The following is a 14902-nucleotide window of genomic DNA, read 5'->3' on the forward strand; positions in this document are numbered from 1 at the left end:
ATACATCTCTTTGGTTAATCACTTGTATCTTGGCTTTGCTAGTTTCATCCTCTCAAAACATCACAACAGTGATGCCAAAAAAAGACATGTTTGTTTTGCGAAAACTCGGTAAACAGCAGCATAATGTGGACAAATTTCGCTCGTGTAGTTTGATCTCATAGGAGATGCTGTGCCACGTATTGTGTTTGGTTTATTTGCCCCGTTTATTATCACTGTGGTGGTATGGTTTATTGGCAGCCCACCGGCTTTATCGCTTTTGTGGGATACCGCGGATGCCGTTGTTGTTGGTCATGAGACTTATGAGGCTGAAACCGGCTATGGTCTTTTTCCGTTTAATGTGCCGCTGGTGAAAGTGGCAAGCTCTGGTCAAACCCTGCGCATGAATCTGCCAGATGTGCCCACCATGGATGAACTAAAAATCGCTTGGCCGCTGGGCAAGCTAGTCAGCGTCAAACTCAATCCCCTCAGTACAGCCGCCTTTGCCGTTGACGACCCACGCCGCAGCTACATTGCGCCAATAACTGTGTTAGTTATCGCATTCGTCGTAATGGGGCTCACTCTCGCATCTTATTTTATTGCATTAGATACCATATCCTTGGCCTGTGGGGCATTTGGTTTAATTTTTATAAGCCTTCCTTTGGTCGTTATGGGAGTTCGTTGGCAAATTGGTAATCCGCCTCCTACTGCCCACTTTTTTTGGCCTACTGAGATGGCCCAAATTGTGAGCCAAGAAATCATATCCAAACGCATCGGAAACGGCACAATCCGCCATACCCCTATTATTAAAGTCAAACGAGAGCATTTCATCGAACAATTCGAAGTGGCAGGATATCTGGGCGGTTTTAGAAATGACGCTGAGCAGGTCTTAGCCCGTGGCGGTGTGGGAACAATAATGGAAGTTAATATATCGCCGGCAGGCATACCGTTTGAAGCACGTTGGAATATTCAACAAATTCTCACTGTCATTTTTACCCTACTGCTCCCCATTTTTTTAATCATCGGCTTGTTATGCTTGCGTATAGCATGGCCTAGTAAGAGACAAAGATCATGATCAAATATCTGCTACGTGGCCTGTTCAGTTTAGTGGTAACGCCAGTCATCTGTGTTGCTTTATATACGGGGTGGTACATCGGCATGCCGCCTGCTGCTTCGCTGTTTTGGCCCGCAGTACAAGGAGAGATTATTGCTTATAGCAGCACACCATTAATCGACGACTCGGCTAATGTCTGGACTTATCCCATGGTGCAAGTACTTGGTGTAAGCGAGCCCGTGCGACTTATTACCTCACAGCAAGACGACGCTAAATTAATAGAGTCTTTGTGGCCAATCGGGCGCAGCGAATACTTTAAAGTCAGCACAAAATTACAAGAGGCATTTTGGGGGGATGATCCAGCAGGTGGCGATTATTTGGTCCCATTTGGACTAAGCCTTTTAGCAATAGGCTTGTTGGTCATGATAAATGCGTGGCTTGCCCCTTTTATCTTTGGCGCAATTGGCAGCATAAAGGTGGCGTATATGCTGGTCGGCCTTGGAATGCTAACATTGCCCACCTTGGTTACTTATGCGTTTTGGATATTAGATAGCCCGCCAGCGACGTCAATCTTCTGGCCCCATGAAACCGTTACTGTTAAGGGCTTCGATGCCGATATTCCGCTAGACGCTGACGACAAAACGTATGTACAACCTAGCGTTACCCTTATCCGTGACAACGGAGATTCAGTAAAACTAGCGGGCGTATTTAGCATGACGCTGGCTGAGATAAATGACCTGAGTCAAGAATTTCCAATAGGTGAAAAGGTGCAGGTCAAACGTGGCCCAGATGAGCAAATTTATCAGGCTAGCTTGTTGAATTATTGGGCGACGTTTATGGCTACATTATTCCTGCCGCTCTTTTTGTTTTCTGGGCTGGTGACCTTCTGGCGTGGTCTTACTGCCCCTTGGAGAGCGACGGATTCAGACAGCTAATTGCATGGCTTTTGGACTGTAACTCTATAGATTTGCTTGTGTCTTACTTTATTATCGTTACTATTTTGAGCTTCTATTTTTGGTGAGGGATACCCAATGAAAATATTAAGTGCATTAACCCGCGCGATACCCGTTTTAGCTATTGGTATTTTATCGGGCGGAGCTGCCCATGCCGATGGCCCTTTTGCCCCGCAATTCATTCCTCATGCAGAACCAGGTCAATGTATACCGATTAAGCGTAGTAAGGCTTGCCAACGCACTGATCAGAATTATTTGGTTAATAAAGCCGACGGTTCGGGCACTACTTATGTGTCGATTATCGACGACAATACCCTTTCATATTCAACTATTTCGAAAACGGCCAGCATGTTAGGCGAGCCTCTATATCCAAAAGATGATTCCTATACCAAAAAGACCCTTGCGGCGAGATTTTATCGCGGACTAATGTTGAAAGATGAGGCTAAGATCATCGAGCCGGCCATTTATTCTTATATTTTGCCAGTATCAGACAAGGTGGCTCTGGCAACAGCCAATGAATCCACCCGATTCTATGGTAAAAATAACCCCTACCGCACCGAAACCAACAAGTTTTACTTTGTTAATCTTGACGGTAAGTTGACCAAACCTGAGCGACCAGGCATGGTGCCAAACAGTTTTTATTATATTGGCGGCTATTATAGCGGCATGCCAGCGCACGTTTTCGAAAGGGTCCAGATTAATGAAGCCCGCGGTACCCTTACCGTCCGTCAATTTGATGGCTATGGCAACGAACGTGCGGTGTTTGACAATATCCTTATACACAAACGCAAAGATAATTATGATTCTTTTGAGCTGAGTTTCTACGTCAACAGTGACACTAAAACCTTTACTGTTTCTGCCCTTCACCCTGAAACCGGCGAACCGGCTTCGCTGTGGTTTGCATCTGATGGTTCGGTGATTGGTTACAGACCGCCGGTAGAACCTCGTAGCATATTAATAAATGATAAAGAATCGATTAATACTGGCTTAGTAAGTATTGTCGGCCAGCTTCCCGTGCTCACTGATCTGAAGGATGACAGGCTCTACCATCCTGTAGATGGCAACGGTGAAAAAATCCCTGCCCCCGATAATTTTATCGGTATGGCGCGTTTGTTTCATAAACAAGGCAAGGTAGGCAGTGTCTCTACAGCACATAACTATTACTCAAAATGGGTGCTGGTTTACGCCCTGCCAACGGGTTACGGTTTTAAGACTGACTATGGTTCAGATTTTGATTCGCAAGGCATCCGCAGCGCTTACGGTGTGCTTTCGGCGGAGAACAAACTAAAAATGTTCTCAGGTTTTGGTTACCGTAGGGTTGCGGATGGCTCTTTCGCTACTATCTTAAGGCCTTTTGATCAATACCAAGAAGATGGTGTAACACCTGTTGAACGTGCTTTGCCTACGGTATGGAGTCAAGTTTGGAGCTCTTCAGAGCACGGAATGAGTCTGGTGGCGACTACGGATGACAAGGATCCAGAAAAAACCTTCACGTCATCAACTGAGGCATTCGAAGCCATCGGTAGAGCTAGAGTCGCTCACGACCGAGCCTATGCTGCACGAGTAGCTGCTTCTCGCAAAGCACAGGCCGAACAGCAGGCATTTTACGAGGCCGAACGAGCCCGCCGTCAGGCCGAACTCCAAGCTCATTTTGCCAAAGAGGCACAACGAAAAGCAGAGTTAATGGCTAAAAATAAGTACCGACCTAAGACAGGCGCCGAAGAGTTTGAAGAGCGCATGAAACTGATGCAAAACCACTGGAGTCAAAAAAACAAACCTAATTTGGCCCCAGGTACCAAAATTTGTTATGACATGGGTGATGGTTCGGATTTTTGTTTTGCGTATTGATGCACTGAGCTAAAACAGCACTTGCTAGAGACTAGTCACTAGACGCTAGTAAAAATGCAGGAAAGACTGGAGTGGGGAAGCGTCGACTAACAAGCACTCCGGGTGTTGATAGGTGAGTAAGCTCAACTGCTCTATAACTGCGATGAATTAACTTTGAAAAATGCCGCGAGTCACTGATAGTATCAGGCTTTTATGTCACGACATTTAATCTGATAATTGGAAACCATGCATGTTTAAAGTTAAGTCAGCCCTGTTAGGCTTTGCAAGTTTGCTGGCTGTTGCCACCTTGGCACCAGTAAATGCCCAAACGGTCGCCCAAACTAATATCCAAAAAAGTGATAGCTATGATATGTGGCCGGGTGCCACGTATGATTCAGCAATTCCGACCCATGCTCAAGTATTAGGGTATGCAGTGGGAGAGCGCATCACCAATCATGGTGACATGTTAAGTTTTTTTGAGGCCCTTGAACGTGCCGCTCCCGATCGTATTAAAGTCTTTGAGTATGCCCGCTCTTGGGAAGGTCGCAAACTGATTTATGTGGCCATAGGCACCCCTGACAGAATTGCTCATTTAGATGACTTTGCTGTCAATATGCAAAAGCTATCCGATCCTCGCCAAACTAACGAAAAAGCCGCTAAACAAATCATCAACGATTTGCCGGTATCTGTATGGTTAGAGCATGGCGTGCACGGTAACGAAATTAGCAGCACCGATGCAGCCATGATGACAGCCTATCATTTACTCGCGGCGCCCAATGAGCCAACCAACAAAAAAATTCTCGCTAATACACTCGTGTTTATCGACCCTCTGCAAAATCCTGATGGTCGTACGCGTTTTACCAGTCGTTATTATGCCTCTGTGGGATTAGAGCATAGTGGTGACCGTTTAAGTGCTGAACAAAATGAACCCTGGCCCAATGGCCGTAGTAACCATTATTTGTTTGATATGAACCGCGATTGGTTGGCGATTACTCAGCCCGAAACAGCCGGCAGAATCAAAGTCTTAAATCACTTTAAACCCACTGTGGTGATTGATTTACATGAAATGGGCGGTGACGAAAGTTACTTTTTCTCGCCAGCGGCTGAGCCTATCAACCCTTTTATGAACAAAGCACAGATTGAAAATACTGGGCTAATTGGTAAAAATATTGGCAAAAATTTTGATGCTTTTGGTTTCGACTATTTTACTCGTGAAGTGTTTGATGCTTTTTATCCGGGTTATGGTGACAGTTGGCCGACATTTTACGGCGCATCGGCTTCGACTTATGAAGTGGCCTCTAGCCGAGGTGAAGTTTATCGCACCAAAACAGGTAAAATGCTGCAATACAAAGATACTGTAAAACGCCATTTTGTCGCTTCAATTGCCACAGCTGAAGGCGCTGCCGACAACCGTGAAAAAATCCTGCACGATTTTTATCGTTATCAAGAAGATGCGATCATCTCGGGTAAAAACGATAAAAATGAGCGAGTTTTCATCCTGCCTAATACTCGTGATAAAGCCGCGACTCATCGATTAGCCACCTTAATGGCACAACATGGTGCTGAGGTTAAACAGGCTGAAAAAGACTTTAAGGCCTGTGGTGTGAGCTATCAGGCAGGTGCTTATTTTATTGATACCGCCCAGCCGCGCGGTAAATTTGTAAAAACCACTTTTACTCAACAAGTCGATATGTCGGCCGCTTTTCTTAAAGAGCAAGAGCGTTTACGGGCACGCAACTTGAGTGATCAAATATACGACATCACGGGTTGGTCGCTACCTTTAATGTTTAATGTGGATACCGATAGCTGTGGTAAAGAAATAGATGTTGATAGCCTTAATGTTAAAGCAGACAGTCCGTTAGTAGGCTCCGTAACTAACCCACAAGCCAAAGTCGCTTATTTAGTGCCATGGGGCGACATGGCCGCAGGACGTTTTTTAAGCGCGGCTTTGCGAGCGGGACTCAGTATTAAAAGCGCGGATCAAGCTTTTGTGCTTGAGAAAAAAACCTCTTTTCCAGCAGGTACCTTAGTCATCGAAACCAAAGCTAATGGCGCAGATCTGGCCGCTGTGGTGCAAAAACTAGCCCAACAAAGTGGTGCTCAGGTAGTCGGCGTGGATAGCTCGTGGGTTACCGATGGCCCCAGTTTTGGCAGCGAGCATACCGCCCATATGCTAGCGCCTAAAATCGCCTTGGCTTGGGATGAGCCAGTAAGTTCACTGAGTGCAGGCAGCACTCGTTTTGTGATTGAACGCCAGTTTAACTATCCCGTTACTGCGATACGTTCTGACCGTTTAGCTCGCTCTGATTTAAGTGCTTATCAAGTGTTGATTTTACCGGCTGGTAACTATGCCGATGCCTTAGGCTCCAGCGGTATTAGCAATATTAAAGAATGGATTAAAAAAGGTGGAGTGTTGCTAACTCTAGGCAGTGCTACACGTTTTGCGGCAGATGCTGATTTGTTGGCGGTGCAACGTGAACTTGCTTACAAAGATGAAAAAGCCACAAAAGAAAGTGATAAAAAAGAGTCAAAAGTCGCAGGGCAATTATTTAAGGATAAAACCGCACTGGTAAAAGCCTCTATTGATGCCAAAGAAAGCCCAGACTACGTTGCAGGTGTATTAGCTAACGTGGAAGTCGACCAAGAGCATTGGTTAACGGCCGGCGTTAACCCTAACCTAGTGGCTATGGTGTCGGGTAACGATATTTATACACCGATTAAATTGTCTTCAGGTAAAAACCTTGCTTGGTTTGCGGATGCTAAAAACGTATTGGCCAGCGGCTATTTATGGCAAGAAAATAAACAGCAATTAGCGTATAAACCCTTTTTAATTCATCAACCTATGGGCAGAGGTATGATAGTGGCCTTTACTCAAGAGCCAACCAGTCGCGCTTATCTGGATGGTTTAAATGTGTTATTAATGAACAGCATTTTCAGAGCTGCCGCGCACGCTGAACCATTGCGCTAAAAGTTAAGCATGAGTCAAAAGCCACGGCATGTACCGTGGCTTGTTTATGGGCAAAAATTGTTAAATTCATGACTATATTTAGAAACTATTAATTACCTAAAATCACAAACAACATAGAAAATTATTGAATAAAAGTGGGCACTAAAATAATTAAGAAATACCATAAATTATATCAATCTCAGGTTTAAATTCCTTAGCTAGCAATTTTTAAGGTATGTAATTCCAACCAGACAAATTCATTACATCTTTATCAAAATAAACAGACTCGGTTTTTCTTTCACCGGATTTTTTATGTTTCATATAAAGGGTCATTTTTTCGTGTAGTTGATTATCGGCCCAGTTCATATCAACTTGTTCAATAACGTAAGGCATACATTCCATAAAGTCTTGTATTGAGCCTCGGCACTTTCCACCAACCATGTTCCAAATTTGTCTTGGGAAAAATTTATCTTCAAAATATTCTAGAAGTTTTAACCTAGATTTCATCAACTTGGCATATCGGTCAAATTTTACGACAGCATTACCAGAAAGCTGATTATTTTTTATCATTGCAGTAATCATAAAATCTTTTTTGTTACTCAGGAATGATTCCAAATTAGATAAATATAATTGGCTGGGAAGTTCATCTTTGGTTTCACTATCAAATTTAACTAGACTGACCTTGTCTTGTTCATCGTATTCAAAAGAATGTACTTGAAGCATAATTACTTTTAGCTGCGGATTAAATTCAGCATAGTAGTAATCAGTAAAACCCATTAAGTAACCGAAATTTCTAGTACTTGCCCAATATTCTGGTGTTTTATTACAAGTCAGACCGTTCTGAGACGGCAGAGACCTAGTGAATGGTGGCTTCTTAATCGCAACATCTTTTAAATTATCAGGTTCAACCGTCGCTCTGGCTGTCATTATTATTCTTGCTTGGGGATCGACTACCGCAACATCTACCCAGCACTTGGGATCATTTAAATTGGTACTACAACGCATAAACTGCGAACTGTTGTAACCACTTTCAGTGGGGATCATGTGATCAATTTCAATCCGACTATAAGTCATGCTATTTAATTGATTTTTACTTTCTTTATATATAAGTTCTTTGGGGGTGGTTGTCGAAAACCCAGCATATTTACGTAAAGCGAACTCCCGTTTATTTTGTCCTGCCCAAAATGGTTCCAACAAATTCTCTCGGTCAACGTAGGGTTGAAATACAAATGAATTTTCTTGCCCATAGGGCAGATTTTCACAGTTGGTCCGTGTAACTTCTTCTTTTACAGCACTTTTTGTGAGGTTAGTTAAAAGGATATCCATCGCTTGTAATGTCATGTCATTAGTGCCATTTTGTCCGATACCGTATTTGCCTAATTGTTGAATAAATTTTTCACAATAACAGTTGCTACCGCTAATAAAAGCATTAGGGAAAACCTCTTGGGCATATTGGGCGTAAACATCGTCAAGATACTCAGGTTTAAGCATATTACGTTGTTCGTTAACTTTATAACGGACATCAAATAAGTTTAAAAACTTGATTCGTTTAGTGTTCTGAGTAACCCAAAGTTTTAGCTGTTCTTTATTAAACTTCTCTCTTTTTATTTTATACGCAGCTTCTAGTTGATTGATTTTTTTACTTATTAGACTGCGTTGACTCATAGTAAGTGAAAGATGCTCAAGACCTTTTTCTTTACCATGAATTATTAAACGAATATATGGTAAGCTAAAAGCCTCATAATCTTCAGCACTCTCACAATTTTGACAAGTGACTCCTATAAGGTCTTTAAGAACGTTTGCTATGCTTTGTTGTAAAGGGAGATATGCTGAGTAAGGTAAATATCCGCCAGACTCAATATTAGCGATGTACCATAAGGCATTCATCATCCCTTTGTCGGTATCGAATACAACAGATTTATCCTTACTGTAATATTGATACGTTAAAGGATATGAGTCTTTTAAGCCATCGAGCAACTCTTGTACTTGATCCTTTCCGCCAGCATACGCAAATGGTGCGAACATTATTAATAATGTAAATAACTTCAACCAATTCATTTGTATTCCTCACAAACTTTTTATTTTTGGGTAGGTTAAATTTATTACATTTTTTAAGCAACTTAGGATTGAGTGTACGGGTCTAGGTAAATTAAATTTTGTTATTTTAGCTAAATGTTTTGGGAAACGTCATTAAGGTGGTATTTGTCGCTGATTTTTATACGTCTATCTTCGATGAATTTTATTAATAGTGGATTAATTATTAGGTTTAACAAGCTAACAATTAGTCACTCTTGTTCAACCGAATAATTCAAAAATCAAAATCCACAGTTAAAACGATGACTTAGTTGCGGCATTGGAATTGCTTTTAGTCAAAGAGTACAAGATGAGGGCAAGCCAAAGGAAAACGTCACATGTCGTGAGTTTCGTCGTCGCTGCAAAGGAGAGTATGTCGGGTCTTAGGCAGTGCAGGCATCAGCAATATTAAAGAGTGGGTAAAACAAGGTGGGGTATTACTGACAATTGGTAGTGCCACGCGTTTTGCGGCTGATAATGACTTACTCGCCGTACAACGTGAGCTGGCTTACAAAGATGAAAAAGCGGCTAAAGACAGTGATAGTCAAAAAGAACCAAGAGTTGCTGGGCAGTTATTTAAAGATAAGGCCGAGTTGGTCAGAGCCTCTATCGATGGCAAAGAAAGTCCTGACTATGTGGCCGGAGTATTAGCTAACGTGGAAGTCGACCAAGAACATTGGCTTACCGCAGGGGTTAATCCCGCGTTAATCGCCATGTTGGTGGGCAATGATATTTATTCGCCCATTCAACTCTCGTCGGGTAGTAACTTAGCGTGGTTTGCAGATGCTAAAAACGTCTTAGCCAGTGGTTATTTATGGCAAGAAAACAAAGAGCAATTGGCCTATAAACCCTTTTTAATACATCAACCATCTGGCAAAGGCATGATCGTCGCCTTTACTCAAGAGCCCACTAGCCGTGCTTATTTAGATGGTTTAAACGTGTTATTGATGAACAGTATCTTTAGAGCTGCTGCTCATGCCGAACCTTTGCGTTAATGTGTAAGATATAGCCAAAAGCCACGACATCTGTTCGTGGCTTTTTTATGAGAAGCAAAAACTCAATAGTGGCTCAAGTCAGTGTCTGTTATTCTACGTCGGCTGAGACGTAGTTTGCTCAAAAATATTTTTTACTACTGCTTATTATCCCGTTCTTAACCCGCCTTTTTTGTCAGTATTATCGTGGAGTCTAACCAGAATGCCCTTGCTTAAAAGACTGCTGCTGCAGTTTATCACCCTAATGCAGCGTTATCCTGGGGTCTTGGCCGTTCTGGCCTTTAGCTCCGGCATAGCCAGTTATATTTTGGTCGAGCGTAAGGAATCATTGGCGCAATTTATCGCCATATTGTTATTAGTTAGTTGGCTGTGGCTGTTAATGGATAATTGGCTGCGGGAGCGTATTGAACGGCACTTTGGCCTCGCCTTGTCACCCAACCTAATGCGTTTTGCCCTACAGTTAGTGCATCAGGAAAGCTTGTTTTTTGCACTGCCGTTTTTTCTGGCGGTAACCACATGGGATCATGGCCAGGCTGTGTTTACCCTACTGATTATGATCTGTGCATTGTTGTCGCTGATCGATCCACTGTATTACAAAAAACTAGCACCAAGACGCACCTTATTTGTGGTGTTTCATGCTTTTTCACTGTTTGTCGTATTGCTGGTGATCCTACCGATTTTACTCAATTTGACCACCAGTCAAAGCCTGGAAGCGGCGCTTTACGTCGCCGTGTTGCTTAGCATACCTAGCTTGAGTACCTTAATGCCAAATGGCCACTGGTGGCGCTTTCCTTTACTGGTGCTGCTGCTAAGTGGGCTTGGTGCAGGCTTGTGGCAACTGCGCAGTTATGTACCACCGGCTGCATTGCGTTTAACCGGCATTACCTTGTCACAAGAGGTTGATTATCAGCAGCGAAAACCAGGCAAAAGCATTGGTACACTAGATGTTAATCAGTTACGGCAAGGTCTCTTCAGCTGGACAGCGGTAAAAGCCCCGCGTGGACTGAATGAGAAGATTTTTCATGTGTGGCTACTTAATGGAAAAGAAGTCGATCGTATTACGCTAGATATAAAAGGTGGCAGTGAGCAAGGTTATCGCGCGTGGACACATAAGATGAATTTTCCGCCCAATCCAACAGGACGCTGGCAAGTAAAAGTGGTGACTGAATCTGAGCAACTAATTGGTCTAACTCGATTTACTGTTACTGCGGCTGCATCTAAACCAGAGCTTGAGTCATCGTCTGAGCCAGAGCTAAACGAGCAAGCGACTTATCCTTAATCGGCTGTTGGTAACGACCTTGCAATAAACAGTCTTACTCTGCATATTATTGTGCAAGGGGGATTACCAAACATGATGTCATTCGCAAAATTGAAAATAGTTGTTCTGCTTTATCTATTTGCCAGTACATGCCAAGTGTGGGCAGTTACCCTAGAATTCGAGGATCAGCAATATCAGATTGATCCCGCCACATTACAAATTAGTATGTTGCTTGACGATAAATTGGTAGAGATCAATGCTGGGGTTGCGGTTCAGCCAGTCGAAAATCTCAAGCACTCATCAAACGAGTTGCAATGGTATTGGCCGACATCAGGCAGTCACATCACCATCACTGTGCAGCACAATGACTTATATTTGCGCATAATTAACGAACAGGACGGAAATTTACATTGGTATAGCTTGCCAGCTAGCAGTCAATTTCTATTGATGCCACTTTCGGAAGGCATGCGCATCGATATTAACAATCCACAGTGGCTTGATTATTTGGTCAATAGCTTTGGTGAGGTGAATACCACCTATGATTTGAAAATGCCCTTTTGGAGCCAACAACAGGGTGACAAGGTTTTTAGTTGGGTAATTCCGCCTTATTATAACACCTTAGCTTTTAGTCAAGTTCAGCAGCGCCTAGTGTTAACGGCCTCTCACCAATTTAAAGCCAAGGAAAGCTATGAAGTCATATTGCATACTGGCACAGATGAACTCAGTGGGGCGCGGCGTTATCGCCAATATTTGCAAGATCACAAACAATTTATCCCCTTAAGTGAAAAATTTGCCGCCAACCCTCAAGGCAAAAAACTAATCGGTGCGCTACACACTTATCTTTTTGGTGATGCTTTGTTGGATAAAGATGACATTCAAGATTGGAGTGGGCTGATTACGTATTTAACTCAGCCAGAGGGTAAAACCTTGACTCAGTATTTTGATAAAGAGGCATCAACGGTATTAGTTGAGCTCAATCAACACAATACCAAGCCTTTTGGCTATCAGCAGTGGCAACTCACAAGCGCTATTAATCTTGCCATGGATAAACTTTACCCAGCCTATGGCGATGCCAATAGTCAGGCTGTGATTGAGCAACAATATCAGGCAATTCAACAGCAACAGCGTTGGCTAGAGCAACATCTTGGGCCATTTTTACAGGCGCAAAACCGCCGTGGACAAGGGGTATCTGTGCCGGTGATTGAGGCACTGACAAAAGCAGGATTAAACAATTTATGGTTAGGGGTGAATAAGTGGACGTCGGCTTTTGCCAATCCGCAAGCCATTGAAGCCGCTAAACACGCTGGTTATTTAATTGGCCCTTACGATTCTTACAATACCGCTATCCCCAAAGGTTTAAATGATACTTGGCTAAGCGCACGTTTACCCGATGACATGCGAGAACAATGCGCAGTAATCCTAGCCGATGGCAGCAAGCAAAAGGGTTTTCAAAAAAGTGGTCACTATTTAAATCCCAATTGCCATACCGCTACTATATATAAACGTATTGGTGACATTTTACGCTTAGGTAAATTTAATAGTTATTTTATTGATGTGGATGCGACCGGCATGGTGCGCGATGATTTTAATAGCAAAAATCCCAGTAGCGCCGAGCAAATGACAGAACATTACAATCAGCGTATGCAGTGGATTGCTGAAAAACAGCACAGTGTTTTAGGCTCGGAAGATGGTAACGCGATCACCCAACAGGGAGTTATGTTTGCTCATGGCATGGAAACGGTTGGCTTTGGCTGGGGTGACCAGGATATGCGTAAAAATCGCCAATCGCCCTATTATTTAGGCCCTTGGTATCCAGATCATAAACCGGAGTTTTTCTTTCGCCCTGCGCAGGTAAAAGCGCCCTATAAATACCTGCTGTTTGCGCCAGAAAATAGACTGCCACTTTACCAAAGCGTTTATCATGATTCGTTGATTAATAGCCATCACTGGACCATGGATAACCTGAAATTCAGCGATGTAAAAGCCCAACGGGATTTAATTGGCATGTTATACAACACCCCTCCAATGGTGAATTTAAGCCGCGATGATATGCAGCAACGTATAAAAGCACTACAGCATTACCAGCAAGGTTTTAGTCCTGCTCACCAGCAACTATGGGATAAAGCCTTAGTTAAATTGTTGTATTTAACCGAGGATAAACAAGTTCAGCAAACCCACTTCAGTGACGGGAGCAAAATTACCGGTAATTTTAGTCAGCATGCATTTGTAATTGGTGATGCTACCTTAGCAGCACAGAGCGCACTGGTTGAACTAGTCAATAAACCACCTTTTACTTGGTTTAGTGAGCCTTAACTGAAAAGTGATAGGTGGGGTAGAGCACACTAAAATTTGAGTTTTTGATACGCCTTACTTTTATAGAGTGGGTACCTTCGATCTTTAAAAGTGAACAAAATGGTAATTTAATAGGTTGATATGGCTAATTGTTGGCGTAGTTTACTTAAGGGCTTATTTTAGAAGGTGGTTTTTATATTAAAATCAGTGGCTTAGTTGTGGCATTTGAATTGCTTTTGGAAATTGCTATAGCATACGCGAAAGAAGTGCGTGAGCAAGATAAAGGTTTACCCATTTTGTGGGTTTCATCAAAGTTTCAAAGGAGAGTCACCATTAAAATTTCAATGTTCAGATCACTAATTATTACATGCATGTGCCTTATCGCTTCCGTTTCATTCGCTCAAGAAAATACTTTATTCGACCATGATGATGACATTGAGCGTTGGTTAAAATCTAACAATGTTCCTACTTTAGGCTTAGGCATAATCAAACAAGGTCAATTACAACAAATCAGAGTGTTTGGTGAATTTGAACCAGGTAAAAGCGCCCCTTATAATACTATTTTTAACGTTGCCTCTTTAGCCAAGCCAGTAACAGCCATGGTGGCGTTGAAACTAGTGAGTGCCGGCAAGTGGAATTTGAATGAGCCATTATTTAACTATTGGACAGATCCCGATGTTGCCCAAGATTCAAGAAGCAAACTACTCACTACTCGCCATGTATTAAGTCATCAAAGTGGTTTTCCAAATTGGCGTTATATGAATGAGTCTAACAAATTAGATTTTAAATTTTCCCCCGGTGAGCAGTATCATTATTCTGGCGAAGGCATGGAATATCTAAGGAAGGCCTTAGAAAATAAGTTTGATAAAACCTTAAATGAGTTGGCCAATGAACTCATCTTTGTGCCCTTGGCAATGACAGACACGCAGTTTGTGTTTAACTCGTCTATCGATTCAAGTCGTGTCATCCAAGGTTATGATAATCAGGGCAAGGCCTACGAAACCCACCAACATCAAAGCGCCAATGCAGCTGATGACTTACTCACCACTATTGAAGATTACGGCAGGTTTTTGGTTAGTGTGTTAAATGGAGGTGGATTGTCGGCAGAGGTCTACAAAGACATGAACTCTCATCAGGTCGCCAGCACCAAGGGCAAACATTTTGGCCTAGGTTTTGAGATATACGACTTTGAGCAAGGTGACTATGCATTATCTCATGGTGGTGCAGACAGAGGCGTACAAACTATCGTATTTATCTTTCCAAAAACTAAAGACGGTTTGCTTATCTTTACCAACGTAGACGATGGTTACAAAGTTTATGAAACACTTTTGTTACATTACTTAGGTAAAAAAGGACAGCAAATTATGCAAATCGAGATGTCTGAATAAGGGCTGATTCTTCCTATACGCTAGGTAAAAGTGATAGGCCTTACACTATGCAAAGTAGTGCTTTTTTGGCATGTGAGATAGGGTTTTAACTTTACAACTTGTTTGTCTCTATATCTTCTGCGATAAAACATGTTCTGATGGG

The 14902-nt window shown here is 42.6% G+C and carries 9 protein-coding genes; 8 read left to right on the plus strand and 1 reads right to left on the minus strand.

Translation table 11 applies throughout. The features are described 5' to 3' along the window. Window positions 1–169: 169 nt before the first annotated feature. From AX660_RS12150 to AX660_RS12165, 4 genes are all read left to right on the plus strand, one after another. Entirely contained in the window at window positions 170–1051 is an 882-nt protein-coding gene (locus AX660_RS12150) for a hypothetical protein (RefSeq protein WP_068377216.1), read from the plus strand. Then, window positions 1048–1965, plus strand: a complete 918-nt coding sequence (locus tag AX660_RS12155; protein ID WP_068377220.1) for a hypothetical protein — start codon at window positions 1048–1050, stop codon at window positions 1963–1965. Before AX660_RS12150 ends, AX660_RS12155 begins: the two co-directional genes overlap by 4 nt. Window positions 1966–2061: 96 nt before the next feature. After that, window positions 2062–3831 (plus strand): cell envelope integrity protein TolA, encoded by a 1770-nt coding sequence (locus AX660_RS12160; protein ID WP_068377222.1) that lies wholly within the window; start codon window positions 2062–2064, stop codon window positions 3829–3831. A 229-nt stretch (window positions 3832–4060) separates the two neighbouring features. Beyond that, entirely contained in the window at window positions 4061–6778 is a 2718-nt protein-coding gene (locus AX660_RS12165) for a M14 family zinc carboxypeptidase (RefSeq protein WP_068377225.1), read from the plus strand. A 207-nt stretch (window positions 6779–6985) separates the two neighbouring features. On the opposite strand, the gene AX660_RS12170 is transcribed toward AX660_RS12165, so the two are convergent. Further along, window positions 6986–8815 carry a hypothetical protein gene (locus AX660_RS12170; RefSeq protein WP_068377235.1) on the minus strand — a complete coding sequence of 610 codons (1830 nt, stop codon included), beginning with the start codon at window positions 8813–8815 and terminating at the stop codon, window positions 6986–6988. 608 nt (window positions 8816–9423) lie between these two features. Between AX660_RS12170 and AX660_RS12175 the strand changes: the two genes are divergently transcribed. From AX660_RS12175 to AX660_RS12190, 4 genes are all read left to right on the plus strand, one after another. Beyond that, window positions 9424–9825 (plus strand): hypothetical protein, encoded by a 402-nt coding sequence (locus AX660_RS12175; RefSeq protein ID WP_068377237.1) that lies wholly within the window; start codon window positions 9424–9426, stop codon window positions 9823–9825. A gap of 199 nt (window positions 9826–10024) precedes the next feature. Beyond that, complete coding sequence (locus AX660_RS12180) at window positions 10025–11101, plus strand: DUF5924 family protein (protein WP_082768886.1); 1077 nt, start codon at window positions 10025–10027, stop codon at window positions 11099–11101. Window positions 11102–11173: 72 nt separating this feature from the next. Then, window positions 11174–13393: a glycoside hydrolase gene (locus AX660_RS12185; protein WP_106404078.1), complete on the plus strand. Its 2220-nt coding sequence runs from the start codon at window positions 11174–11176 to the stop codon at window positions 13391–13393. A gap of 323 nt (window positions 13394–13716) precedes the next feature. Continuing rightward, window positions 13717–14760: a serine hydrolase domain-containing protein gene (locus AX660_RS12190; protein WP_082768911.1), complete on the plus strand. Its 1044-nt coding sequence runs from the start codon at window positions 13717–13719 to the stop codon at window positions 14758–14760. Window positions 14761–14902: the final 142 nt, after the last annotated feature.

Origin of the sequence: Paraglaciecola hydrolytica, assembly GCF_001565895.1 — a bacterium.
In the GTDB taxonomy this organism is placed as follows: Bacteria; Pseudomonadota; Gammaproteobacteria; order Enterobacterales; family Alteromonadaceae; genus Paraglaciecola; species Paraglaciecola hydrolytica.

Coding starts and splice junctions, on each gene's coding strand:
- AX660_RS12165 (WP_068377225.1), top strand. CDS start 4,061: ATGTTTAAAGTTAAGTCAGCCCTGTTAGGCTTTGCAAGTTTGCTGGCT.
- AX660_RS12190 (WP_082768911.1), top strand. CDS start 13,717: ATGTTCAGATCACTAATTATTACATGCATGTGCCTTATCGCTTCCGTT.
- AX660_RS12160 (WP_068377222.1), top strand. CDS start 2,062: ATGAAAATATTAAGTGCATTAACCCGCGCGATACCCGTTTTAGCTATT.
- AX660_RS12180 (WP_082768886.1), top strand. CDS start 10,025: ATGCCCTTGCTTAAAAGACTGCTGCTGCAGTTTATCACCCTAATGCAG.
- AX660_RS12155 (WP_068377220.1), top strand. CDS start 1,048: ATGATCAAATATCTGCTACGTGGCCTGTTCAGTTTAGTGGTAACGCCA.
- AX660_RS12170 (WP_068377235.1), bottom strand. CDS start 8,815: ATGAATTGGTTGAAGTTATTTACATTATTAATAATGTTCGCACCATTT.
- AX660_RS12185 (WP_106404078.1), top strand. CDS start 11,174: ATGATGTCATTCGCAAAATTGAAAATAGTTGTTCTGCTTTATCTATTT.